13 protein-coding genes are annotated in these 25,692 nt (G+C 57.9%); 1 reads left to right on the top strand and 12 read right to left on the bottom strand.

Features of this window, described 5'->3' with window-relative positions; translation table 11 throughout:
* Window positions 1–147 precede the first annotated feature (147 nt).
* Window positions 148–3,549: a TonB-dependent receptor gene (locus ACIX8_RS20080; protein ID WP_014267219.1), complete on the bottom strand. Its 3,402-nt coding sequence runs from the start codon at window positions 3,547–3,549 to the stop codon at window positions 148–150.
* A gap of 820 nt (window positions 3,550–4,369) precedes the next feature.
* Window positions 4,370–7,240, bottom strand: a complete 2,871-nt coding sequence (locus tag ACIX8_RS20075) for a TonB-dependent receptor (RefSeq protein ID WP_014267217.1) — start codon at window positions 7,238–7,240, stop codon at window positions 4,370–4,372.
* 169 nt (window positions 7,241–7,409) lie between these two features.
* Between ACIX8_RS20075 and ACIX8_RS20070 the strand changes: the two genes are divergently transcribed.
* Complete coding sequence (locus ACIX8_RS20070; RefSeq protein WP_083836731.1) at window positions 7,410–8,951, top strand: multicopper oxidase family protein; 1,542 nt, start codon at window positions 7,410–7,412, stop codon at window positions 8,949–8,951.
* 874 nt (window positions 8,952–9,825) lie between these two features.
* On the opposite strand, the gene ACIX8_RS24850 is transcribed toward ACIX8_RS20070, so the two are convergent.
* The 10 genes from ACIX8_RS24850 to ACIX8_RS20015 form a co-directional block, all read right to left on the bottom strand.
* Window positions 9,826–10,830 (bottom strand): alpha/beta fold hydrolase, encoded by a 1,005-nt coding sequence (locus ACIX8_RS24850; protein WP_014267214.1) that lies wholly within the window; start codon window positions 10,828–10,830, stop codon window positions 9,826–9,828.
* Window positions 10,831–11,161: 331 nt separating this feature from the next.
* Window positions 11,162–12,466: a glycosyltransferase gene (locus ACIX8_RS20055; protein WP_014267213.1), complete on the bottom strand. Its 1,305-nt coding sequence runs from the start codon at window positions 12,464–12,466 to the stop codon at window positions 11,162–11,164.
* A 78-nt stretch (window positions 12,467–12,544) separates the two neighbouring features.
* Entirely contained in the window at window positions 12,545–13,291 is a 747-nt protein-coding gene (locus tag ACIX8_RS20050) for an ABC transporter permease (RefSeq protein WP_014267212.1), read from the bottom strand.
* Complete coding sequence (locus ACIX8_RS20045) at window positions 13,288–14,079, bottom strand: ABC transporter ATP-binding protein (protein WP_014267211.1); 792 nt, start codon at window positions 14,077–14,079, stop codon at window positions 13,288–13,290. The genes ACIX8_RS20050 and ACIX8_RS20045 overlap by 4 nt, the downstream gene beginning before the upstream one ends.
* Before the next feature lie 46 nt (window positions 14,080–14,125).
* Window positions 14,126–15,424, bottom strand: a complete 1,299-nt coding sequence (locus ACIX8_RS20040) for a condensation domain-containing protein (RefSeq protein WP_014267210.1) — start codon at window positions 15,422–15,424, stop codon at window positions 14,126–14,128.
* Window positions 15,421–16,407 carry a glycosyltransferase family protein gene (locus ACIX8_RS20035; protein WP_014267209.1) on the bottom strand — a complete coding sequence of 329 codons (987 nt, stop codon included), beginning with the start codon at window positions 16,405–16,407 and terminating at the stop codon, window positions 15,421–15,423. Before ACIX8_RS20035 ends, ACIX8_RS20040 begins: the two co-directional genes overlap by 4 nt.
* The gene (locus tag ACIX8_RS20030; protein ID WP_014267208.1) at window positions 16,404–17,816 is read right to left on the bottom strand and encodes a condensation domain-containing protein; all 1,413 of its coding nucleotides are present in this window, start codon (window positions 17,814–17,816) and stop codon (window positions 16,404–16,406) included. Before ACIX8_RS20030 ends, ACIX8_RS20035 begins: the two co-directional genes overlap by 4 nt.
* The gene (locus ACIX8_RS20025; RefSeq protein ID WP_014267207.1) at window positions 17,813–19,159 is read right to left on the bottom strand and encodes a condensation domain-containing protein; all 1,347 of its coding nucleotides are present in this window, start codon (window positions 19,157–19,159) and stop codon (window positions 17,813–17,815) included. Before ACIX8_RS20025 ends, ACIX8_RS20030 begins: the two co-directional genes overlap by 4 nt.
* Window positions 19,159–20,550, bottom strand: a complete 1,392-nt coding sequence (locus ACIX8_RS20020) for a glycosyltransferase (RefSeq protein WP_223295398.1) — start codon at window positions 20,548–20,550, stop codon at window positions 19,159–19,161. The genes ACIX8_RS20025 and ACIX8_RS20020 overlap by 1 nt, the downstream gene beginning before the upstream one ends.
* Window positions 20,492–24,517 carry a non-ribosomal peptide synthetase gene (locus tag ACIX8_RS20015; RefSeq protein WP_190273706.1) on the bottom strand — a complete coding sequence of 1,342 codons (4,026 nt, stop codon included), beginning with the start codon at window positions 24,515–24,517 and terminating at the stop codon, window positions 20,492–20,494. Before ACIX8_RS20015 ends, ACIX8_RS20020 begins: the two co-directional genes overlap by 59 nt.
* Between the last annotated feature and the right edge of the window lie 1,175 nt (window positions 24,518–25,692).

Here is a 25,692-nt window from a genome sequence, read left to right as displayed (position 1 = left end):
GCAAAGGGTAAGTTTTGAGACTAAATTAGAAGGCCCTGGATTCAAGGCCTCCAAAGTCCTAAAACCCTGTCGCAGAACCACCCAAACGCACAAACGCCCGCGACTTGCGGGCGTTTGTGCGTCGTTCTTTGTAAAGATTCGAAACAGCTAGAACGCGTAGTGCAGTGCGAACTGTACCGTACGCGGCCCGTTCTTGCTGCTGGTGATCTGGCCGAAGTTAGCGTTGCTCACACTGTTGGAGGGGTTATCGTAGCTGACAAAGTTGAAGATGTTGAAAGCATCCACGCGAAAGCTGATCGCCTGGGCCGAGGTGATGTGGAAGTCCTTGAAGAGTGAGCTGTCGATCTGCTCGAAGCCTGGAGCCCGCTCCGTGCCGACATGAGCTGTACCGAAGGTGTTAGGTGCCGCTGCTCCGTAGGCACAGATGCCGTTGTCGGTGGTTTCGCAGGGTGTTGCGGATGGGTCGGTGCCGAACCAATGTGCAACGCTGCGGTTGACGATCTTCAGCGGACGATACTGGTTCGCTCGAGAGCTGTTGTTGTTGTAGTTGCCGGTATTGCTGTTGTCGTTCGCGGTGATCGTAACAGGAAGGCCGGAGAAGGCGATTGCCGTCGACGAGAGAGTCCATCCGCCGGCGACCAAATCGAGCGCCCTGTTGGTGTGGGAGCCGAAAATCTCTCCTCTTCCGAAGGGAATTTTGTAGGAGCCGTTGGCAGCGAGGTTATGCCGGACATCCAGTTCAGACGGACCGTAATCGCCATGGATGTTGTAACCGTCTTGGATGGCATTGGGACCCGACGAATCTGCCGCGCCGAAGTTTCCGTTGGTGTCCGTCAGAGACTTTGCCCAGGTGTAGTTGATGGTCGCTTGAAAGCCCTTGCTGACCCGATGACGCATCGTGATCTGCAACGCGTTGTAACTAGCAACGCCCTCGGTATCGAACGTCTCGACCGTGCCATTCTCTCCAACGAGGTTGAAGAGGGGAGCCCGGTCTGCAACGGGGATAGAGGCGGCGGGCGATCCGCTATTAAGGCCCAGAGCAGTCAGTGAGGCTGCCTGTGTCGGGGTGAGCTGGTTGCCGTTGCGATAGTCGATCAGCCGTTGGCTAAGTTCACCGACGTATCCGAACTGAATGGAGGTGCTGTTGTTCAGTTGAATCTCGTTGTTAAAGTTGAACTCCTGAACGTAGGCCTGGCGGTAGTTCTGGTTATAGGCCGTATAGCTTGCGTTGTTCATCTGGCCCGGCGCGCCTACCTGGAACCCATTGGTCTCGGCAAAGAAGTTGCCTGGATTGGTCTGGCTTACAGGAGCGGTAGAGTTGATCGAGAAAGCCGTAGTGAAGGGAGCATTGGCCGCCAGGCTGCTGCTGCCTTCGAGGAAGCTGGTGGTGCCATAGCCGCCGCGAAAGACGATCCGGGGATTCACCTGATAGGCAAAGCCGATTCGTGGCTGAAATTCGGTATACGTCGGCTGGTAGCAAGCGGCGTTGCTGCAGGTGAAGGAACCCGCCGGAGCGCCTGCGGGCACACTGCCTGCGTACTCGACGAGGCCCTGCTGAGGACCGCTCAGGATCACGTTCGCGATCCGGTCGTGTACTTCGGTGAAGGGGGAGTCGTACTCGTACCGTATCCCGAGATTCAGGGTCAGCTTATCGGTAATCTTCCAGTCGTCCTGGACATAACCCGCGAGGCGAACCTGCCGCTCGCCAAAGAAGCCATTGGAGAGGCTGATGGACTGGCCATTGGCACGATCGGTGACCCAGTCCGCAGGAGAATAGAGGAGGGCCGCATTCACCGGAGCGGTATTCTGGCCGGTGAAGTTGTAGGTTCCCAACTGGCCGCCGCCGCCGAACTGCGTGAAGTTCTGTTGGTAGCGCAGTAGCTGCGCTCCGACGGTGAAGAGGTGGCGGCCGCGCTGAATGGTCAGGTCATCGTGGAGGCTGAAGGTGTTGTCACGCAACTGCTGTGGCGCAGCAGGATCGCCGACACTGGTAATCTCGCTGGTGCTTTGAAACGTAAACCCGACAAACTGCTGCGGGGCCGGTGTCGGAATGCCGACCACATGGTCTCCCTGCAGGCCGAAGGCGCCGGTCGAGTCCGTAGGAATATTCGAGTCCCACCGGATACGAGTGAAGCCGAACCGCGCTTCGTTCACAATGTTCGGAGAGAAGGTATGCGTCCAGGTGACGCCGCCTATTTTGTCAGGATAAGAGTTAGCAATGGGAAAGGTGATAGGCAATGGGGCGACGCTTCCACCGGTAGCGACACCTTGTGAGTAGAAGGCGGTGATCTGGTCCGCCGCCCGCAGGTTGTACTGTATCTTGACGTCGCCCTGATCGTTGGTAACGAAGTCACTCATGGGGCCGATAAAGTTATTCTGATCCAGTCCGTCGGTTGGAGTATGGTTCGGCAGTGGATAGAACTGTGGGTTGTTGATCAGATATTGCACGACCGGATTGGTGATCGGGACGATACCTCCCGGAAAGGGCTTGTAGCCATTCTGCGGGTCTACAATCTGGTACTTCAGTGCGGCCGCCGAGAAGTTACCTTGGCGCTCTGCAGCTGAGAGCACGCTGGCCGCGCCAGGGCCTCCGCCATGGTTCCGGGTTCCCGTGTAGTCGATAAAGAAGAAGAGCTTGTCCTTGAGAATGGGGCCGCCCAGGGTCGCGCCGAAGAGGTTCTGCGTATAGGCAGTCTTCGCGACGCCCTGGAAGTTGTTGCTCCAGGTGTTCGCCGTGAAGTTCTGGTCCTCAACGTAGTCATACAGGCTGCCGTGGAACTGGTTGGTGCCGCTCTTGAGCACGGAGACGATGTCGCCGCCGTTTACGTTGCCATACTGGGCAGGGGCGTTCGCGGAGATGACCCGAACCTCCTGCAGGGCGTCGGGCGAGGGGTTGTAGCCGATCAGGTTGTTCTGGGTCTCGTCGATGCTGATGCCGTCGAGCGTGTAGGTATTGTCCTGGGCGCGATTGCCGTTGATCGTCACCACGCCGCTATTGAAGGCGTTGCGCTGGATGGCGTTGTTGCCGGTCAGCCCGGTCGGTGCGGTGCTCACCGCGCCAGGCTGGAAGAGTGTGAGTGAGGAGAAGTTGCGTCCGTTGAGCGGGATGGTATTGATCGCGGTTGCGTCGAGCGAAAGTCCGAGCGTCGCATCCGTGGTATCGAGGATGGGGGCAACATCCTCCTGCACTTCAACCGAGGTGCTGGTGCCCAGGTTTACATGGGCGTCCAACTTGGCGTTCTGATTGATCTCGAGGGTGAACTGCGGAATGCTGAACTTTGCGAAGCCTTTGGCCTGGACTTCGAGGGTGTAGGGGCCGATGGGGAGGAAGCGGATCGCGTACACTCCGTCGGCGTTGCTGGTGGTAGGGGTGCGGACTCCTGTGCCAGCGTTGATGGCGGTCACACTGGCTCCGGGTACGGCAGCGCCGCTCGGATCGAACACGGTGCCGCTGATCGATCCTGTCACAGTCTGGGCGAAGGCGGCGGGCAGGCCAACGAGCAAAGCCAGGACGCATCCGGCCAAATATTGGAACAACTTCTTCTTCATGCAAAATCCTCACTTGGTACTGGCAAACGGGGAGCTCTTCCCATGCAGGGGAGAGCAAAAGGTGATGTAGCGGGTTCTTTCGGGGAGCTCTATCAGGTAGCTGGCCGAACCCATCTTAGTGGCTGAGGATAGAAATTTGGGAGTACAAATGTCAACCAAAGTTGCAAAATTATGACATAAAGATGTAATTACAATCATTTTTATCCAAAAAGAATCATAAATGAAGTGCCTAACGCGTAGAAGAGGCGAAGGTTGGGATTTCGAGCGGGAAGGGCAGAAAGGGCAGGGAGAGGAGCTGCGAAGGCTCTGGGACAACTTTCGCCGTCGTCCAGCCCTGCTAGGGGCGTGTCATCAAACTGCACTTGGAGGATGCTCGAACGGTGCAGTCAGTTTGTTGAGACACAGATCGGAAGGGCACGGTTTCAACCGTGCCGAAAAGCAGCGTTTAGAGGCCCTTTCCATTCTGCCGAAGGCCGAAGTGAAGCCCGCAGGGCGCAACGACTAAATTGCCTTCCTTCGTGCGACCCAGACCACACAAGAACCACCGGGAACACATTCGAGGATGTCGCCACCCGTTTTGCCGCAATCAAGGAAAGCAATTCAGTCGCTCCGGCTGCGCCTCCGCTTCAGCCTTCGGCAGAGTGGAAAGACACTTTGGCCCCGGCCTGTGCGGCAGGGTTGAAACCCTGCCCTTCCGACTCGTGTCTCATCAAACTGCTTGCATAGCTCAACTTCGCTCCCAAAATAGTTTGATGACACTCCCTAGTGGTGATCAGGACCGGGCGATACCTTCCAAAGCGATTCAGCTTCGCTTACGCCGTTAGAAAGTGAAGATGGTAGCGAAGTAGATAAGGCGATTGGCATTCGGGCTGCCACCGAAGGCATTGTTCAGGGAGAGGCTTTCGCCGAACTGCGGCCCCAGGGTGCCCACTGGCGGTCCGTAGTTGGTGTGATTGAGCACGTTATCCGCTTCGGCGCGGAATTTAAGGGCATAAGGCTTGGGGGGAGGCGGTGGTGGCGGCGGGAGCTTGCCGTCAGGTCCAGGTTTGGCCGGCGGCGCGGGAGGTGCGGCAGGTGCCTTGCCGAAGTGAAAGCTTTTATCCAGGCGCAATCCGGTATAGACGAAGCGGGGGCCTTTGCCGTAGTTGATAGGAATGATGGTCTCCCCAGGCTGAGGATTGGCATTGAAGGTGCCAAAGGCCGTTTTGTAGACGGAAGCTGCCGGACTGGCGGCGGTAGCGAAGCTGGGACGGTCGTTGAATTGGCTGTCCCCGTTGAGGTCTGTGCCGGTGGTGATATTGAAGGGCTGGCGGTTAAAGTAGGCTGCCAACACACCGAGGTCGACACCAAACGGAAGATTGAAGTTCCCGCCGACGAATACCTGGAAGGTAGGCGAAGCGGCCCGGCCGTAATCGGCGGCAAGATGGTACTGGTTCGTCGGAAAGCTTGTCGCCCCACCCGTGTCGCTGTTCCTTTTGAAGTATCCGGTAAATGCAAAGATATTGATCTTCTTGGTGGGATGTAGCTGTGCATTGCCGAACACTAGATTGTTAACGGTAGAACCATTGGATGAAAACTGGTAGATGTTCTGTGTTCCACCGAGCGGACGAACGCCGCTATCCGGCTGCCCATAGATAAATGTGCCTGGAAGTGGTGCATTGATGTTCCGCGAGATCCATTGGCGGTCGCTCTGGATGTGCAGGTAGTTGAGGGATACGGAGCCAATCTTTCCGATATCGCGGTCCGCGCTGATCCCGTCGATGACATCGTACTCCGAACGAAGATGGGGATCGATCCTGTAGAGCGTCGGTTGCTGTGCCGCCCCTCCCGCGCACGACGGCACCGGGTCCGTGATGCAGGCCGACGGCGGATTGTTGAACACATACGATTGCTGCAGGGTGCCGGTTTGCTGGCGAATGGCCGTAAGGATATTGCTGTACTGGAAGCGGTCGTAAAACAGCCCAAACCCCGATCGCAGCGTAACAATCGGTGGTTTCTTGTCGGTTTGTCCGATAGCCCAGGCCACGCCCACGCGCGGCGCTGGATCGAAGTGGTCCGGAATAGCGGACTGGCTCTCCGCGCGGAAGCCGTAGTTGAGCGTGACATTCTTGCGTATCTTCCACTCGTCCTCGGCGTAGATCCCAAGGTCTCCCGTAAAGACCACGGCGGAGGGAGTGCCGGTCGTGATGTTGAACTGGCTCAGCGTCCCGCTATGGAAGTTATCCAGTGCGGTGATCGTGTTATTGGTGCCCGGCGTGTAGGTGTACTGCCCGTTATAGCCGGCGTTGCTGTAGTTGGCGTCGCGAATGGTCCGATAGCGGCCGCCCAGACGGATGAAGTGCGCACCGTGCTGCATGGAGAAGTACTCCTGAAACTCGGTGCGGTCTGTGCTGTCCCGGGAAGACTGCGCGGCACTGCCGCCGCCGTTGAAGTAGCCCTGAACCACCAGCGTGGGATCGGTGGAGACCGGGGTCTGGCCGTTGCGTGCCCGGATGTATTGAAAACGGGTCTCGAGAATCTTGTTCTTGCCGATATTCTGCGTGTCGGAAAGCTGTAAGGTCTGCGTGGTGGCCGAACTATTGAAGGCCTGGGTCTGCAGGGTCTGCTGCACGGCAACCGGCGCCGGGGCGTTGAAGTTTGTAAACGGAGCCGTCAGGCCGTTGGTCAGCGCCACATGATTGACCTCATAACGGCCGGTCAAGATATTGTTGGCCGTCACCTGCCGATCCAAACGGATCGTGATGTCGCCATTGACCGTAGGGCTGGCGATGGCGGTCACAAAGGGGGAGTCGCTGGTAGGCGTAGCGGCTGCATTAATGACCGAGTTGTTCTGCTGCTTGTTATAGACGCCATCGACGAAAAACGATGTCTTCTTCCCGATAGGGCCACTCACGTTGCCGCGCAGAGTCAACGTGTAATAGGGTGGCTGGGTGCCGGTGATGGGGTTCCGGGTATTGAACGCATTGTCGGTCGAAAAGGCCATGACCTGGCCGTGAATTTTGTCGCTTCCCGGCTTGGTAAAGACCTCCACGCGGCCAAAACCGATCTCGCCGTACTGCGCGGAGTAAGGGTTTTGGTTGATGCGGATCTCACGAATGGAATCTTTGGGCGGAATCGCGCCGCCGGAGAATCCGTCCACATATACCGAGCCAGGGAGTGATGGATTGGATCCGGCCATCGCTTCGATCTGCTCCTGGAAGGTGGCATCGTCGTCCGACATCGTGGCGAGTTCCGCCTCTCCAAATACCATCGCGCTCTTGTTGCCGTCGGCGCTGGTGGAGTTTTGGTTAGCGAACACGCTGACCTGTTCAGACTCGGTGGCGATCACCAACTCGGCATTCAGATGGGTGACCGAGCCCGCACGGGAGATCGTGACCGCCGAACGAAACGGTGTAAAGCCGTCAGCCACTACCGTAATGTCATAGGTGCCCGGCGGGAGCGCAATACTATAGTTGCCCACCGCGTCCGAGACGACGTTTGGAATCTTCGAGTTCGTGGATCTGTGCTGCTCCACATGGATCGCCGCTCCGGGAATGACGGCGCCGGTCGGATCGGCGACGGTGCCCGAGAGAGTTCCCATCGTCTTGGAGCTTACGGCCAGACTGGCTACGGCAACCTGTTGAGGAGCCTGCGCAGCCAAAGTAAATGTACCGGAGCAGAAAAGAAGGATGCCGCACAAAATCCGTCGCACGCAGAGTTCCTCAAAGTAATTCTTCGGACGCACAGGCAGAGACTTACCTCCATTGGACGCCTGAGCGTCCTTGAAGTTATGCGGAATTGCGCTTGCGTTGTTTTAAACTTGATTCTGCGAGTCATTGGCATTTCTTTTTCAGTAGCGAGGCAAAAAAACTCGCAGGCCAATGCGATTTGATCGCGGAAAGGGTACGATGAAAACGCATTGGCTCAGCCGCCTCCTGCGAACAGCAGGGCTACTCGCATTTGTTTCTACCCTCGGCGTCGAGGTTCTATCGGCTCAGACGACGATGCCTCCCATTGGAACTCCGTTATCGGAGCCTCCTGAGGCGCGAACACCGCTTGTGCTGCGCGCGGTGAACGACCCTACCTCAGGGCGCGGTGCGTTCTCCTTCGAAGGGCGTGAAGTCCCTCCAGTGATTCGCGTATCGCCCGGTCAAAAGCTCCGTATAACGTACTTGAACCGGATGCAGGTTTCGTCGGGCGAAGTTTGTGTAGACGGCCCATGCAGAAACATGACCAATCTTCATTTTCACGGCCTGCATGTATCCCCCGAATCTCCGCAGGACGATGTCCTGTCGATGATGGCGATGCCTGGCGAATCACTTCACTACACGGTAGATATACCGCTCGATCAGCCGTCCGGGCTTTATTGGTACCACACTCATCCTCATGGTGAGAGCTACCAGCAGGATCTCGACGGCATGTCGGGGGCCATCGTTGTCGAAGGCATTGAGCGGTATGTCCCCAGGCTTCGCGGGCTCAAAGAACAGATACTCATCCTGCGCGACGCTGAGCTTCACCAGGGGGATGAAGCCACGAAACGCCTCGAAGCCTCGGTTGATATTCCGCGAACAATTTGTGGGGAGGCGCCCGGCGCGCCCGGAAGAATCTTTACTGTCAATGGGACAGTTCGGCCCAGGATCGCGATCGCACCTGGGGAGAAACAGTTCTGGCGCATTGTCAACGCCTCCCCCGATCTCTATGCAGACCTCATGATCGACTCGGAAGATATGACCCTGGTGGCACTGGACGGAATGCCTCTTGGCTATCACAATCCCGATCATCCGACGGAGTCTGTCCGGCATGTTCTCCTGGCTCCAGCAGGGCGACTCGAAGCGATCGTGACCGGTCCTGCCTTCGGGGCCAAGGCGTCTCTGCGGAGCCTTTGTGTCAATACTGGTCCGGACGGAGATCCGAACCCGGCGATGGTGATTGCCGATCTAGACCCGGCCGGGCGGCAAGATACATCAACACGCAGCAAACAGAGCGTGGCTGACTCTCAGAAGACTATTTACAGACCTCTTTCCTCGCACGCCATCCAGGAATTGGAGAAGCATGATGCCGCTTTTGTCGTGAATTTTACGGAAGACAAGAAGGGCTTCTACATCAATGACAAGAAATACACGCCTTCCGATGATCCGATGGTCACGGTGAAGACGGGCAATTATGTCCGTTGGCGAGTTGTAAACCGTACGCACGAGATCCACCCGTTCCACATTCATCAGGTGCATTTTCTCGTTTACGGAAAGAACGGATCCCTCATCCGTGATCCGAAGTGGATGGACACGGTCAATCTCGATCCGGGCCAATCTCTCGATCTCCTCATGGATTTCACGGACCCGATCATCCGGGGCATCTCAGTCTTCCACTGTCATCTTCTCAAGCATGAAGACAAAGGCATGATGGCGAAGATTCGTTTTGAGTGAGAGGCCTATCCTGGGAAGCCTTCGATCTGTCGTTAAGAGTTCTTAGAACTGGTAGCCCGACTTGGAGAATTGGTCCATGATAAACCTGAATTGGAAAACCTGCTTAATCACTCGAAGCTCAAAAAATTGCTTCCTTGTTCTTCTTGTCTTGGTCTTCACGTCGGGGAGAATACAAGGAGCACAACATGCAAAGGTTGAATCTCGATCATTCAATTTGGAGGTAGATCACTCGGTAATAGTCAGGCTCTTCTACCAACCGTTGAATGCCGATTTTCTGCATGCCCCATTGGTGTTTCAAGTTGTAGATGAGAGCGATCCTTATCTGAATAAGGCCCCGATGACTGACGCTGGGAGAATGGTATACATATCGTTGCCCGAAATGAGGTCGTTAGTTCACGGCTTGGGCCAATTCCAACTAGCCTGGCAAGAATTCGGACAGCGAAAGCCACTCCTGCCTGCATGGAAGTCTCCGGCAAGTGATGGATTGGAGATTACCGTTCTCTATGTTGAGAAGGCATCGCAAGCGCATCTTTCTAATAAGCAGACGTGTCAAATGCTTGCGCGACTGAATGGAGCGCTGAAACAACCGCGTGCTCTTTGGGAGTTGCAACGTTTCGAAACTAACTATGCATGTAAGATTCGGGGCTTCAATCCAGAGGAATATCCAGACCACTACTAAGATTCGGACCAACGACGTAGTATGCCACCCTGCGCAACGCATCCAACAGAGGATTCTTCAGGCCGCTTTCGTTCATGTCTAAACGCACAAAAGCCCGCGCTTGGCGGGCTTTTGTGCGTCATCTTTGGTAAAGACTCGATACGGCACAAACTGGCCGTGCTCGGGAGTCTGCGTCGAATCCCTCTCTGTAGAGGGCTACGGTAGATGCACCAGCACTTTTGTCAGCACCCACGACTGCAAATCGAGATTGAAGGCGTTGGGAGCCAGCAAGAACGGCATATGCGCTACGTTTGCATACGTCTTTACTGTTGCATTCTTTACCAGCTTCACCTCGTTCGGGATCAAGCTCGCTGGAAAGATGGGATCGTTGGTTCCATGCTGCACCAGCAAAGGCACATGCAGATTCTCAAGAATCTCCGGGCGTGGCGTAAGGTCCGTTGCGGCTCCATTCAACGCAGCCGCGCGGGCAAACTGTGGAGAGGTGTGCGCAATCTCCTCCAGCACCAGTCTGTCCGTCGCGCTCAACACTGGGCTTGGCTGCTCTGTTCCACCCGTCTCCAGGTTCACAAAGCCTTCTTCTCCCGCTAGTGCCGTGCTTGCGTCGGTACTCACCGACTCATCCACGGAAGGGAAGTTCGCCAGTCCGCCAAAGATCGTTTGCTGACACGCCGTATCCGGGCAGACGATCGAGTCCACCATGTCTACGCCCGAAAGCTCATTGTCGCCATACTTCTCCAGATAGCCCTGCACGGCAATCCCACCCAGCGACCACCCCGTCAGCACCGGCTTTACCAGGCCAAGCTGATGGATAACCGCCTCGATATCATCTGCCTGCAGATTCAGATCGGAATAGGCCGTTGGGTCTGTGGGTTTGGAGGAGTAACCAAAGCCGCGCAGGTCCATCGTCACAATGCGAAACGCCGCCAAGGATGGGCTGTTGATCTGTTTGAACCAAACCTGGCTGTTATGCAGAAACCCATGCACCAGCAGGATCGTCACTGGTGAGAGCTTCGGCCCCGAGTCCGTTACTGCGATCATCGTGCCGTCGGACGAGGTCACATAGCGTCCGATGCCCTGAATCGCCGGAAGCTGCGTCTCGCTCGCCGTCGGCGGTAAGGTCTGTGTCGTCTGTGCCGGAAGTACAGCACTCATTGTCGCCGCGGCTAGCACCAGCAGCGGTAGCATCCTTCTCTTCAACATGATGTATCCCCTTAGTAATAAGAAACGCGATGGACTTACTCGTTGTACGGGTAAGGTCGTCCCCGGCAATCATGCCGCCAGGTTAGAGATTGTCAATGGATTGACGGTCCGCAGGCTGCCTATGCTGGAGCGCCGGTTGTCGTTCCAGCACAGGTCTAACTCTGTTAACGCAGTCTCGGAGCAAATATTCCATCGCCGCCCAAAACAGAGGATGCTCCGGGCCGCTTTCGTTCACATCCAGGCGCACAAAAGCCCGCGATTGGCGGGCTTTTGTGCGTCATCTTTGTAGAGACTCGATACGGCGAACATCCTCGCAAAGGAAGAGGCTGATTTAGGCCAGCACCGCAATCTTCGCAGTACTATGAAAGATCTCTTCCACCATGTCGACCGTGCGGCCTCTTACGACTGCTCCCGGCTCGATCCTCTCCTGCGCCAGGCGGCAGGCGTCTTTTACTTCGGGAGAGTGCAGCAGGTATTGCAGCTTCTCCAGCAAAGCGTCGCTGTCCAGCGGATTCTGCTGCACCAGACCGCAGCCAAGCCGTTCCGCGCGTTGGCCGTTGTCCACCTGATCGGTCCATCCCGGCAGAATCAATTGCGGCACACCGGCGCGCATCGCGAGCGCAATTGTTCCAACACCGCCATGATGCACCAGCACACTCGCTCTTGGCAGCAGCAGATGAAACGGTGGATAGCTTTCGTGCCACACCGTCTCCGGAAGCTCCGGCAGGTGCTCTGTGAGCCGCGTCAGAAAGACACCGCGCACGCCCAACTTCTCGACAATCTTCAACGCAATCTCAAAGAAGGCGCGTGGATTCTGAGTCTCTGTCCCCGGATTGAAGACGATCGGCGCAGGGCCGGCATCCAGAAACTTCGACAATCCGTTCGATAGCTGCTGCGTCTCTTCGTTCGGAAGAAACATCTGGAAGCCCGTCGTCGCCACCTGCTTCGGCCAGTCTGCGGGAGCAGGGCAGAACCAGTCATAAAACAGTGCCAGAACACGCTGCGGAGAGTACCACCACTCACTGATGACGTGGCGAGGTCGCGGTATCTCCAACTGACGGCATGGTTCCTTCAACACCATCCGAAAAAATGGATCGACCACCAGCCGTTCCCCGACGCGAAACACAAGCTTCCGCAACGAATACGGCAGCCAGGTAAACCACTGCAGCGATTTGAACGTAGGTGGTTCTTTGATCGAGTACAGATGAGCCGGTACCAGCACCGTCGAAACATACGGCGTCCCAAAACGTGCATGCAGCAGTCTTGCAATGACGTAAAAAAACGGCGGCGCGATGAGGATGCTCTGCTCATCCAGCCTGCTCGCAACCATGTTGCAGAGCTCCGCTGCCTTGCCGGTCAGAAATCCGGAGTAGCTCTTCAGCTTGGCAATCGTTCCAAGCCTCTCTGTCGAGCGCAGGAAATCCTGCTTCTCGTCTTTGCCTAAAAAGCTCAGCACCTCAAAGCCGCACGCACGCGCCACATCGACATAGTCGAACGTGGTGATGAAGGTCACGTGATGTCCACGCTCCATCAGTTCACGGCCGATGCCAAGGTGCGGATGAATCTCGCCGTCCGACCCGGCCGCAAAGATGATCGCTCTCATCCTTACCGAGGTCGTCTGGTGAACGGACTGCATGTTGACCTCCCCGGTCCGGCTTTCAAATTCCTTGGGGGTGGCAGAGAAGCATCGCTACTCCCCAAGGCATCGTAAAGATTAGATTTCGATCTTTGAGAAGCAGTAAGCCCCGACGATCAGGAACAGCACGCCGACACAGCCAAGCAGGCCCATATCCTGCACGTAATTGAAGTGCCACTGTCCAACAAGGGTTCCGCGCAGACCATCCACCCCGTACGAAAGTGGATTGATGCGTGTAATCAAGCTCAACGCGAGCGGCAGATGATCCAGCGGATAGAACGCACCCGACAGGAAGACCATCGGCATCACCATGAAGTTTGCCACGACGTTGAAGCTCTGCATATCCTTCAGCGTGGAGCCGATGACCATGCCAAGCGCGGCAAACGTGATCGAGATCATGCCGACGAAGCCGAAGCCCAGCACCACGGCGTACCAGTGCTGCGGACGGAAGCCCGTCACCATGCAGAGCAGCAGAATCAGCACGCCCTGCAGCACGCCTACCGTCGCACCGCCGAGCGTGCGTCCCAGCATGATGTAGATGCGAGGCACTGGGGCAACCAGCGTCTCCTTGAGCGAGCCGAACTGGCGATCCCAAAGAACCGCAACACCGGAGAAGGCCGCGCTGATCAGCACGGTCATGCCGATCATGCCCGGAGCCATGAACTGCATGTAGTTGCCGCGTCCCGCCTGCTCAAAGACCGGATTGAAGCCGAAACCCAGAGCCACCAGAAAAAACGCCGGTTGCGCGAGAGAGCCCACCAACTGTACCGGCGAACGAAGAAAACGCTTCAGTTCGCGCAGCCACAACATATAAATCACTATCATTTGCCGCTCCCTTGTATCTGGGCATACTCGCGTAACTGGTCGGTGGAACTGGATTCTTCATCGCGCAGCGAAGATCCGGTCAGTGCGAGAAACGCATCTTCGAGCGAGGCTGTGTTCGTCTGCTCCTTCAACTCGGCCGCTGTTCCCTGGGCGATCAACCCGCCGTGGTCCATAATGCCGATGCGGTGCGCTACACGCTCGACCTCGTCCATATAGTGTGTCGTCAGAAAGATCGTTGTGTTCTCGATCTCATTCAACTGCTTCACGTGCGTCCAAAGCTGGTTGCGGCTCTGCGGATCGAGACCCAGGGTCGGCTCATCCAGGAAAAGGATCTTCGGGCTGTGCATCAGGCCACGCGCGATCTCGAGCCTGCGCTTCATGCCGCCGGAGAACTTCTTCACATACTCCTTGCGGCGGTCCCACAGCTCGAAGGTATTCAGCATGAGCTCGATACGTTGGACGCGCTCCTTTTTCGGCATGTGATAAAGGACGCCGTGCATCTCCATGTTCTCGTAGGCGCTCTGCTCGACGTCCAGGCTGCTGTCCTGGAAGACGATGCCAAACTTCTTCCGAGCACCCATCTTGTCCTTCGCAGGGTTCAGTCCATCCAACTCCACGGTCCCGCTGGTTGGGCGAAGAATCGTCGTCAGCATCTTGATCGTGGTTGTCTTGCCCGCGCCGTTCGGCCCGAGGAAGGCAAAGATCTCCCCCGGAGCGACGTGGAAGGAGACTCCCTTCACAGCTGTAAAGTCTTTAAACGTTTTCGTCAGATCGTTTACGCGAATCATCGCTCTCCATCATTAAGTACAGTGTGTAGATTATTTATGCGCGTCATTAGGCCGTCGTACCTGCCATGTGCAGGACTTCTTTCGCAGCTTCCTGCAAGGGTGCAACCTGGCGTTGCAGCTGGGTCATGAACTCGTTCTTCAACGCGTTCGCCTGCTCCACGCTCAGGCACTTCTCATCGCCCACATAGTAGAAGCGCATCTCGCCGTTGAAGGCGTAGGCAACGATGCCCAGCAGCCTGAAGTTGAAGGAGTGCACGTACAGACGAAGGTCCTTCACGCGAAATGGTGCAGAGGAATCGCTGACCGCAACGTTGCCGAGGTTAGAGAGGGCCATACGATTCCAGCTTCCGTTCACCTTCAGCGCATCGCCCAGTTGCACCATCGTCTGTATTCGCCCGTGTGGCACGGGGCGAAGTAACTCGTTGAAGGAATACCGCCCCGGAATAGCCTCCATCTCCTGGTCGATCATACGGCGAATCTCTTCGTGGACGGAGCGCCCTTTCGTCCAGAACTCCTCCTCCGAGGCCTGCCCCGTGCGCATCTTCAAACTGCCCCCGCCAAAGAAAAGCATGTCGCTCTTCAGCGACGCCAGACGTCCGCGCCTTGCATCCATCGGACTCTCGATCCAACCCGGCAGCTTCTTCTCTCCCAGGACCTGGAGCAGGGCACGGTCCAGCGCAATCACCAGCGCCGCATGGATCGAGACACCTTCTGCTTTGCAGCGCTGCTTCAGCGCATCGGTCAATGCCTGGCCGACACCCCACTCCAGCGCATACTCCTTGTTCTCCAGCGGGCGGCGCGAGGCCGGAAGCAGACGCAGCGCGTTATTCAGCAGGCTCGCGATCAGCTTGCGTTTCCACGGCTGCGGCGGCTCGTAGTCGCCGATCATCACCTTGGCTGTGATCGGTTCGTACGGAACCAGTTCTTGGTCGCTATGCAACGCGAACAGTACCTCGCGGACGATCGTCAACATGCTCATGCCGTCGCAGATGCGGTGGGAGGTCACCAACAGCAGATCGCTCTCCGTCTCAGCAGGCAGCCACACCGCACGCAGCAGCGACCGATCTTCCACAAAAGCCGTCCCCAACTCTGTCAGGCTCTCGCGCTTGTAGTCGTCCTCGGCGATGCGCGGAACGATGCGCAACGGAACATCCGGCGCGCAGTTCTCTTCGTAGTACAGGCCGTCTTTTTGCTTGCGAAGCACCATGCGCAGCGCCGGATGCTTGCGCTGCACCCGAGCCAGCGCCTCGCGCAGACGGTCTACCTGGAAACTACCCTCCAGCCGCACCATGTAGACGATATTGCCGTCGATCATGCACTCGATGGCAGACAGTTTTCGCTTCATGCCTGCTCCTCTCGTGCCATGTCTGGCGTGCTGTTATTCGCTAAAACCTTTTGCTGCTTTGAACCGTTACAGAACGCCGCGATGTGCGGATGCCGCTCCTCAAAAGAGCCCAGCCTGCCGAAGATTCCATCTCCATAGCCGCACAGGAGCGCCGTCACCTTCTTCAGCTTTTGCGGTTCATACTGCAGCACGCGCAGCACCTGTAAAACCATTAACAGCGTGCTCACCCATTGCGGTCCCCAGTACTTGCGATGGATATAGATGCAATGCACGGCATTGCGAGCACTGTAGTAGCGTCGTCCCGCGCCGTGGTTGGTTGTGTATGTTTTGCCATGCCGTTCGATCTTGCCTGTCGTCTGTCGCATCGTCACCGCGGCATTCATGTAAACCGGCACATTCTGGCTCACGGCGCGCAGTCCATACTCGATGTCGATGTACTCGATGAAGTAGTCCTCGCGGAAGGGGCCCAGCTTGCGATACGCCGAGGCAGAGAACGCCGAGCCCGACGAGATGACGAACAGGGCAGGGATCATCCCCTTCACCTCGTCATCTATGCGGACACGCTTTGGCATGCCCTTATTGCCTTCGCGTTGGAAGGCCGGCATGCAACTCTGAAGGTTCACCTCGTAGACCTTCGGCCCGACCAGGAACTCCTCCACGCCAAGAGCGTTGCAGTCCCGCAGCATGTCCTCAAAGAAGGATGCGTCGATGTCCGAATCCTGATCCAGAAGAAAGATCACCTCGCACTGCTGGTCCAACAGCAGCTCCGTGCCGCGGTTATACGCACCGGCCAGTCCGCCTTCGTTGTGGTTGAAGATGACCTGCATGCCCTGCCCGCGCAGAAGTTGATGCAGATGCAGGTCTGCCTCGGGCGAGTTATCGACGGCCACCAGGTTTTTGCAGACAACCCGCGCTTTGAAGAGATTCTCCAGAAACTCTTCCGTCGGATGATAGAGCACAAAGATCAGGCCGAAGTTTCTCATGTTGTCACTACCTGCATCGCCGAGGGTTGATGGGCGGCAACCGCAGCGTGCCGTTCCTGTGCGGGAGCCACGGCGCGGAGAATCTGCATCGCCCGTTCCGCGATTGCCGTCGCCTGCATGTGAGGAAGGGAGTGCTCATCCGAGATGATGGCGAACTCCATCACGCCGCCGAAGCTGGAAAGCACCACCGTATTCGCAGGCGTTGGTGAGACCATCACCAGTGGGCTATAGATTCTCTCCAATCGAAAATCGCCATACTGCTGCGGCAGGTCGATCCGTCCCATGTTGGAGAGCGTGACATGCCGCGCTACAGCGGCACGCTCGGTGTCGGTAACCATGCTGGCATAGCTGTCATGCATGGCTTCCAGCGTAAGCAGTGTGGCGTAAAGGCCCGCGCCTAGCCGGTCCATCTGCGCCGTCATGGCGGTCTTCACCGAGCGCGCGCGCTGCCAGAAGCTCTCTGCGCCCATCTCCTGCGGCTGCGGCAGATCCTTCATCAGCAGCGGAACCCCGGGCACCAGCCCAAACAAGGCATCGGTGCCAAGCCGCGGCAGAAACCGCCGCGCGTTTACCATCGTGTAGGTCTTGTTCAGCGCCTTAACGCCGCGCACATCGCGAAACGCCTGCATAAACGCGATACTTGCTGCTGCAAGTATCGTCGTGTTCTCTGCGCGGCAACGTTCCGTTAAACCCTCTACCGCGGCGCGATCGACACTCCAGCGATGAAAGTAAATCTGCTCCGGCGCGACCTGCGGCGCAGCCGGCTTCTGCGGAAGCAACCGCTTCAACAGGGAGAGCGTGCGGAGGATGAGTACATTGCGCCGTGCTTGGCTGCGCACTTTGCGGTCCCGCAGTCCCTCGGCGGGAACGAGATCCTCCACCGTACCGAGCGCCTCATACGAGCCCAACTCTTGTTCCGGCTCGTCATATACGCGCAACAGATCGTGCAGAAGATGAATCCCCGAGTGCCCATCGCAGATACAGTGATGCGCGAGCAGTATCAGCTCATGCACTCCATCTCCCCGCAACCACACCAGCCGCACCAGCGGCTCCTCTTGCGTGAAGGGTTTTGTCCATTCCCGTCGTGTTTCAACCTGCCAGTGGTCCTCACTCTGGCGCTCCACCACGCGCAGCGGGATCGGTGCCGGCTGGTCTTGCATCACGAAGCAAGGGCCGTTGGTCTTCTCCTCGACGACACAACGCAGCAGCGGATGCTTCGCCTGCACGCGAGCCAGTGCGTTCCGCAGCCGGTTCTCCTGGAACGTTCCAACCAGATGGAGAGGGAAGACAGAGGTGAACGGCGTGCATCCTTCGCGATACATCGTTCGTTCCAGCAGCAACAGGCGTCGCGAGCGACGACCTGCCTGCCCGGAGACTCCCTCTGCGTTCTCTTGAGAGCTCTTCTTCACGAGACCTCCGCATGGGCCGCAGACGGGATGCTGTTCGCGACGGCGAAAGGCTTTTCCACGGGGGCAGCACACTGCAGCAGCGTCTCCGTCACCTGCTGCTGAATCTGCTCCGCCTGTACGCGCGACAGCGACGATTCATCCGAGGAGATCGAGAAGTAGAAGCGGCCGCCGTAGCTGTAGATCACAACCAGGTTTGCGGGCGTGGGTGACATCATCGCCGTGATGTCGCAGATCTCCTGCACACGGAAGTCGTTGAAGCTCTGCGTCATGTCCAGCCTGCCCACATAGCTCAGCGAAACCTGGCGGCCGGCACGCTGGGACTGTGCCTGCGCGAACATTTTGTCGTAGACGTCGTGCAGCTGTTCCATGCCCAGAAACAAGGGATAGATCGACGTCTCCAACCCGTCGATCTTCTTCGTGATGTCCGTCTTCATGGCGCGGGCCAGGGCCCAGAAGCCGGTGCCCTCGGGATCGACGCCGGGCAGCTTGTCCAACGACAACTGGATGGTCGGCGCAACCGCGAACAGACTGTCTTCGCGCAGGTTGGGAAGGTAGCGGCGGAAGTCGACGGGAGCCTCGAACTTCTCCATGTATTTCGGTCCGCATACCTTATGAAATGCCTGCAGAATCGCGACGCTTAACGCGGCAAAGACGGTGACGCCCTCCGCCTTGCAGCGTGCGACGAACACCTGCGAGGCCTGCTCGTCGAGCCTCCACAGGTTGCGGTAGATCGCGCCGTACGTCCATCTCTTCTTGCTGGACCTGGAGAAGCGCATCATGAACTTCAGCAGCGCTACACGCCAACGGATATAGCGTCGCAGCTTGCGGTCGGCCAGCACCTTGGCAGGGAAGACTTCTTCCATGCCATTGAGGGTCGTCGGTGTGCCGATGCTGGCGTCGGGCTGGTCACACAGCAGTAGCAGTTCCTGCAACAACAGCATGAGAGACTTGCCGTCGCAGACCGCGTGGCTGCAGACAAGTAGAAGCTCGTTCTCAAGCTCACTTCGCAACCAGACCAGCCGTGCAAGAGGATAAAGACTGCCATCGAACCGCTGCAGCGAGTCGCTGGTCGATTCATCGAACCAGTCTTCATCGCTCTTGCGTTCAACGATGCGCAACGGAATCGGTGGTGGGGTGGCCTGCTCGACAAAGTAGGGCCGGCCGTTTTCCCGCACCAGCAGGCAACGCAGAATGCCATGCTTGGCCTGAACGCGATCGAGAGCCTGCCGCAGACGCTGCTCGGAGATGCGACCCCAGAGGCGTGCCGTCACCGTCACGTTTACATGGAGGCTGCCTTCCAGATACATTGCGCGTTCGAACATCGCCATGGGCCGCTTCATCATTACGCGTCTCCAGCGGTGGCCATCAACGGTTCATTCGTAGCCTTTTGTGCTGCTGGCGGTAATAAATTCCACGAACGCAGATACTCGATGGCTGTCTCGATGCCGTCCTCGGCACGCACAGCGCGTCCCAGCGCCGCGGCCTTCTCGATCATCGCGGGCTGTTGTGTCGCGGTCAATGCCGCAGCCAGCTCTTCGGAGGTCATGAGCTTGCGCTTCAAGCCCGGAGGCGCGACGCCAAGGCTGTTCAGGCGGGCCGCCCAGAAGGGCTGATCGCCGAAGAACGGCACGATGACCGAAGGAATTCCCGCACGCACCGCGGCTGCGGTCGTGCCCGCTCCACCGTGATGCACGGCTGCGGACATCAGAGGAAAGAGTCGATCGTGCGGCGCATGGTGAAGAAAGAAGATCTGCTCGTCATGCGGCCCTTCTTTTCCGTCCAGACCGCCCCATCCCGTCGCAAGCACGGCACGCTGCCCGCTCAGCTTCACGGCGTCAAGAATCGTCTTCGTGAATGCCTCGGCGTTGCTGCTTACCATACTGCCGAAGCCGATGTAGATAGGCTTCGGTCCTGCCGCGAGAAACTCTCGCAGCTCATCGGAGGGCTGCCATTCGCCCTGGTCCAGAAACCAATAGCCGCTGACCTGCGAGTCCTCGGTCCAGTCCGACGGACGCGGCAGCACATGACGGCTGTAGCCGTTGATGACCTTGGACCGATGCAGATCGCCGAAGTACGGGCCGTACCACGGATACAGCGGCAGCTTCAGTTGCGGTCGCACCAGCCCGTTGATCGCAGGACGCATCACATCCCACAGCAGCTTGAAGAGCAGATAATGGGCCGCGAGGCTCACGGCGCCGATCTGCTTCTTCTGCGAGCTGATCAGCATAATCGGCGGCAGAAACTTCGAGACTGTGCATGGCGTCAGTCTCGCAATCGCAAACGGAATACCTCGTGCCTCGGAGAGCGCCTTGGCCAGCATGATGCTGTTGCTGACGCCAATCAGCAGCCCGGCGCCCTCGCTGGCAGCCAGCCCTTCCTGCACCCAGTTCACCGCCCAGCTCGAGTAGCGCTCGCGAAAGATACGGATCATGGCGCGGATGTTCATGCCCTTGTCGCCGATGGACCGGTCCGATTCAAGCATCGCCTGAAAGTCTGCCGTCAGCGGGAAGAACTCGAGTCCCGACTCGCGCACTAATTCTGCGAAGTTGCTGCTGGTGGCCATGCGTACCGGATAGCCGGCGCGCTGCAAACCCTGGCCTAGAGCCACGCAGGGGCGAATGTCGCCTTGCGTGCCAATGGCAAAGATCACGATAGGTTTAGGGGTGCTGGATGTTTCAGCCATAAGCAGGTGCGATTGACTCCATCGTTTCATGAGCGAGCGAAGAGATTTCAAGGGGGCGTTCCATGCGGAACGCAAGATGCCGCTGTAGCACTCTGCCGATCTGCGCCGCGAATACAGGCTCCAGTACCAGCTCGTGATGGCAGGCCAGTTCGTGGACCTCCATCTTGCGGCCAATGAACGGACGCCACGACGCAGGGTTGCGGTCGAGGATGCCCTCCACGTTGCCGGTCATCTCCGTCGCATGGAAGTACACCAGATCGTGATTCACCGTGCCCGGCACATACTGGCGCGCCAGCTTCAGGTTGTTGAGCATCACCGCCGAGATATGGCGGATAAATTCCGGGCTGGTCTTCATGATCTCCGTCGAGAGCCTCATGATGCCCTGCGTCAGTGGGGCCGAGCGTGTGTTGTCAGGATGCAATAACAGCTCGCCCAGGTCCTCGAGCGTCGCAGGCAGCTCGCTCTCTTCAAGGTCGATATCGAGGAAGCTTAGTGCCGCGCGCACCTCCTCGGCCTTCGTCAAAGTACGAGAAAGATTGCCTGTGGTGAACAGATGGCTGTCGATCATCGCCAGCAGCTCCACCTGCAGCCCCTGTGCCTCGATCTGCTCCGCGATGGCGTGGGCGATCAGGCCGCCGAAGGAGCGGCCCACCAGGCGGTATGGCCCCTTGGGCTGAATAAGGCGAATCTGTGTCAGATAGTCGTTGGCGATCTCTTCGATACTTGCCGAAAGGCCCGCACCGCCGAGCAGCCCGCGCGACTGTAGTCCATAGACTGGAATTGCCGGATCCAGGTGCCGCAGCAGCCCGGAAAAGCCAAGGCTGATGCCCGAGATGGGATGGATACAGAACAGCGGACGCTGCGGATTCTTCGTCACCTTGCGCAGCGGCAGCACCACGCTCAGCGTGTCGGAGTATTCGTGGCTCAGGCGCTCCACCAGCGTTGCGAGGTGCGCGATGGTGGGAGCCTCGAACAGGCTGCCCAGCGGCAGTTCCATCTCGAACTGCGACGGGAAGTGCGCAATCATCTCGGCTGCATTGAGCGAGTCGCCGCCCAGGTCGAAGAAGTCGTCGTGCAGGCCCACGCGATCGACCTTCAGGATCTTCTGCCACAGCACGGCCAACTTCTTCTCAGTCGGCGTAACCGGTTCTACATAGATATCGCGGCGCGCCTCTTCAATAGCAGGCAGTGCCTTGCGGTCGAGTTTGCCATTCGGCGTCAGCGGCATGGCGTCGAGCGCCATGAAGTTCGCGGGAATCATGTAGCCGGGCAGGCGTCCTGTAAGGAACATGCGCAGTGCATCGAGATCAGCGGTAGCGTGATGCTGCGCGACAATGTATGCCGCCAGTGAGATTGCGCCCTTGCTGTTCTTTTCTGCGATGACCGCGGCCTCTGCGACTGCCTCATTCTGCTGCAGCAGGCTTTCGATCTCTCCCAGCTCCACGCGATGTCCGTTGATCTTCACCTGGTCATCGGCGCGACCGATGAACTGCAGCAGACCATCGTTGTTCCAGCGCACCAGGTCGCCGGTACGATACATCCTGCCGCCGTCGCCGGAGAAGGGATTCGCGAGGAAGCGCTGCTCCGTCAGCTCCGGGCGACGCAGATACCCCTTTGCCACGCCCGCACCGCCGATGTACAGCTCTCCGATGGCTCCGGTAAACACCGGCTGGCGCTCCTCGTTCAGAACATAGAGTTGCGTGTTGAGGATCGGGCGGCCAATGGGCGGCACGCCTGCGCCTCCTTGAAGCAACTCGAAGGCCGTTGACCAGATCGTCGTCTCGGTAGGGCCATAGAACTGCGTGACACGCGCGGCCATCATCTTCAACTGGTCTGCCAGATCGGCGCTCAGGGCCTCGCCGCCCACCATTACGTGGATACCGTCGAGCTTGATATCGGCGCAGCCCAGCAGGATGCGCCAAAGCGACGGCGTCGCCTGCATATGGGTCGAGCCGCTTTGCCGGATTAGACGTGCCAGCGACGGCGGATTGTGTGCCGCCTCGCCGCTCGCCATCACCACACGCGCCCCCACCATCAGCGGGAGATACAACTCCAGCCCCGCAATATCGAAGATGACCGTGGTGACCGCGAGGAAGCGATCGTTCGGCGTCAGCTTCAACTGGCGCTGCATACCTTCGAGGAAGTTGGCGAGATTATAGTGCGTAATCTCGACGCCCTTCGGTTTTCCGGTCGAGCCTGAGGTATATAGCACATAGGCCGTGGCTTCCGGCGCGCTGCGGTCGAAGCTCGGATCGAGCATGCTCAAGGACACATCGCTTTGTTCCGGCTGCACTAGTTTGAAGCTGCCATGCGAGAAGTGCGCATGCACCTGAGGCTGGGCGATCAGCACAACCGGTGCCGCGTCTCCCAGCACAAGCATCGTCCGCTCAATGGGGCTATCCAGGTCGATCGGAAGATAGGCAGCGCCGGTCCGCATGATGGCAAGCAGGGCGACCATAAGCTGCTCGCTACGCGGCAGCGCCACGGCGACGATATCGCCCGGCGCAACGCCCTGTGCGCGAAGCTGGTATGCCTGCCGCAGGCTGCGCTCATGCAGCTCGCGATAGCTGACCGTCGTGTCTTCGAAGATCACCGCCGGAGCGTACGGCGTCCTCTCGGCCCACTCGGCGACGATCGCCGGAAGGCTGGTGAAGCTCAGATCGGCAGCCGTGGCGTTCCAATCCATCAACAGGCGCTGACGCTCCTCGTCGCCCATAACGTCCAACTGCTGCAGCGGCACATCTGGATGAGCCAGCACTTGCTCGACCATCCGGATCAGCCTGCGCCGATGCTCGTTCAGCTCCGTCACGGTGTAGAGTCCCGGGTTGGCGTCGAGGTCGAAGCGCAGACCCGTATCGGTGCCGCGGTCGTACACGAAGACCATCAGGTCTTCCGCCGAGCTATTCGACAAGTTATGCAAGATTGCCGGTGCACCATCGAAGTCGATCTTGTAGTCGAAAGGCTCGATATTCACGTTCAGCCACGCGATGTTCTGGTCGCGACCTAGCAGGCCGAGGTCGCGGCGCAGATCCTCGTAGCGATACTGCTGATGACGCAGCGACTGCCGCACCGCGCGGGAGATCTGCAGGAACAGATCCGTTATCGTCATCTGCGGCGTAAAGCTCGCGCGGATCGGTACGATATTCGCCGAAACCGAGACTGAGCTGCGCAGCGCCGAGCTCAGCCGTCCGGAGACCGGCATGCCGAAGACCAGGTCGCTGACGCCCGTCGCACGCTGATAGTAGGCCGCCACCAGGCTGATCAACACCTGTGGCAAGCTGGCGCCGGATGTTTTGCCCAGTTCCGTGAGCTGCCGCGCTACCTCTGGCGACAGATGGCCGGTGCTGCGCAGCAGGGCACTGTTCAGCCCATGCTGCTGGCGGTTGCTCGAAAGGGTTACGGCCTCGGGCATCTGCTCCAGCTGCTGGTGCCAATACTCGCGGTCACGCTCGAAGCGGTTGGAGCTGCGGTAATTCGCCTCAGTCTCCACCAGAGTCTTCACGGTGCAGAACGAGTGCGGCGCAGGCTCATGCCCCTGCGCGTAGGCGGTGTATAGTTCGGCGACACGCCGGGCAACCAAACCTCCGCCGTAACCGTCTTCTACAATATGGTGGGCACGGTGATACCAGAAGTAGCGATCGTCGGCAGCCTTCAGCAAAGCGAACGTCCACAAAGCATCCTTGGCAACGTCCACCGGACGAGCCAGTTCTGCCATCATCCAGACCTGAATCGCGGCATGTGGATCGGCCTCTTGACTCATGTCGAGGTAGGGAAACTCACATTCGACGACCGGCTGCACCACCTGTACTGGTCGTCCGTCCTCTTCGGTGATACGAATGCGCAGCTCTTCTGCTTCCGCAACAATCTGGCGAAATGCTCGCTGAAAGATCTCCGGCTGCACTGGGCCGCAAATCTCGACGGCCTCTGCAAGATTCATATTCGCCGCTGGCGCAATCTTCTGGCTGAAATAAAGACCACGCTGGGCCGACGTCAATGGATAGGAAGTACGCTGATTCATCGCCATCCCGTAACTCTCAAGGGGGTAGTTGTTCCAGAAAATATGGCCATGGTTCGTGCGAGGCAGAAAGCGTCCTGTTGTCGTGGAGGACTCTCCGTCGCAAGAGAAGTAGCGAACTGTTCGACAGGGCCCTGATAATTTGTATGAGGAGATGGGGCAGAGGCTTCGATTGAGGAGGCAGCCGAAAAAATCGAACTGGCGGAAGTCCCGCCTCGATTGCTCCTATCTGCGAGTATGAGAAACTCGTGCCCCAACATCATCCCCCAAAAAATCGAAAAGGTACTGATCTACTGTTCCCTGAGGCCGGTCCTTAACATGGGATCGGCGCGTAGATCGGCTCAACTAGAACGATCTGCTTCAGAAACGTAGCGAGTAGACCCTCGAGGGGAAGCGCTCGAACTTCAGCAGTCGACTAGCCAGGAGAATTGTTAGTGTTGATTGTTAGTAGTGCTCAAATAGATATTGGCATGAATCGGGTAAAGCCGCAATAAAGATTCGCGCATAATGTTCCGCCCGTAACAATTTGTTCCCAATGTAATAAGGTGGCCCGGAAGGCTGAAAAGCTATCCGCCCATCATCCTGAAGCAGGATGATGCGAGTATTCCCGTTTCGTTAGTGACGCTCGTCGGCTCTGGTATGGATGAAAGCAAATTGAAGGATTTTGGGCAGAATTTAGTCGATAATCAGCTCGCGAGCGCACGAGCATTCATAGTCTCGACAATGCTCTGGCACTGGCCGGGGCTCACACCTTTTCCACCAATGCCAGGTAGTATGGTGATTCATTCTTCGGAATGGCATGCTGCCGATTGAGGTTTCGTAAGAGCAATAAATCCCAGGCAGTGCTGATTTTCGTAAGAGCAATAAATTCCAGATAGTGCTGATTTTTATAAGAGCAATAAATTCCGAATAGTGCCGATTCAAAAGCTAAAGTTGTTCATAAAGAGGGAACCTTCCGCCCTTGATCGTTTCTCGATGTTCCAGATGTATGAGATCCCGGGCTTGGATTTCCTTGCATGGCGCATCTCTCCCACGAATCGGCGGTTTTGATAGCCAAGCAGAAGTTGAATCGGGTGCTAGCTTCGCTCGCTTTGGCTCAAATGTGTCAGAGCCAATCTCCTGTTACGGGGTAGTTGAATCGGGCTTACAGCACCGTTTTTCTGGGGAAAACGGCCAAA

The organism is Granulicella mallensis MP5ACTX8, from assembly GCF_000178955.2.
Lineage (GTDB): Bacteria > Acidobacteriota > Terriglobia > Terriglobales > Acidobacteriaceae > Granulicella > Granulicella mallensis.
This window is presented reverse-complemented; position numbering and strand designations above follow the sequence as displayed.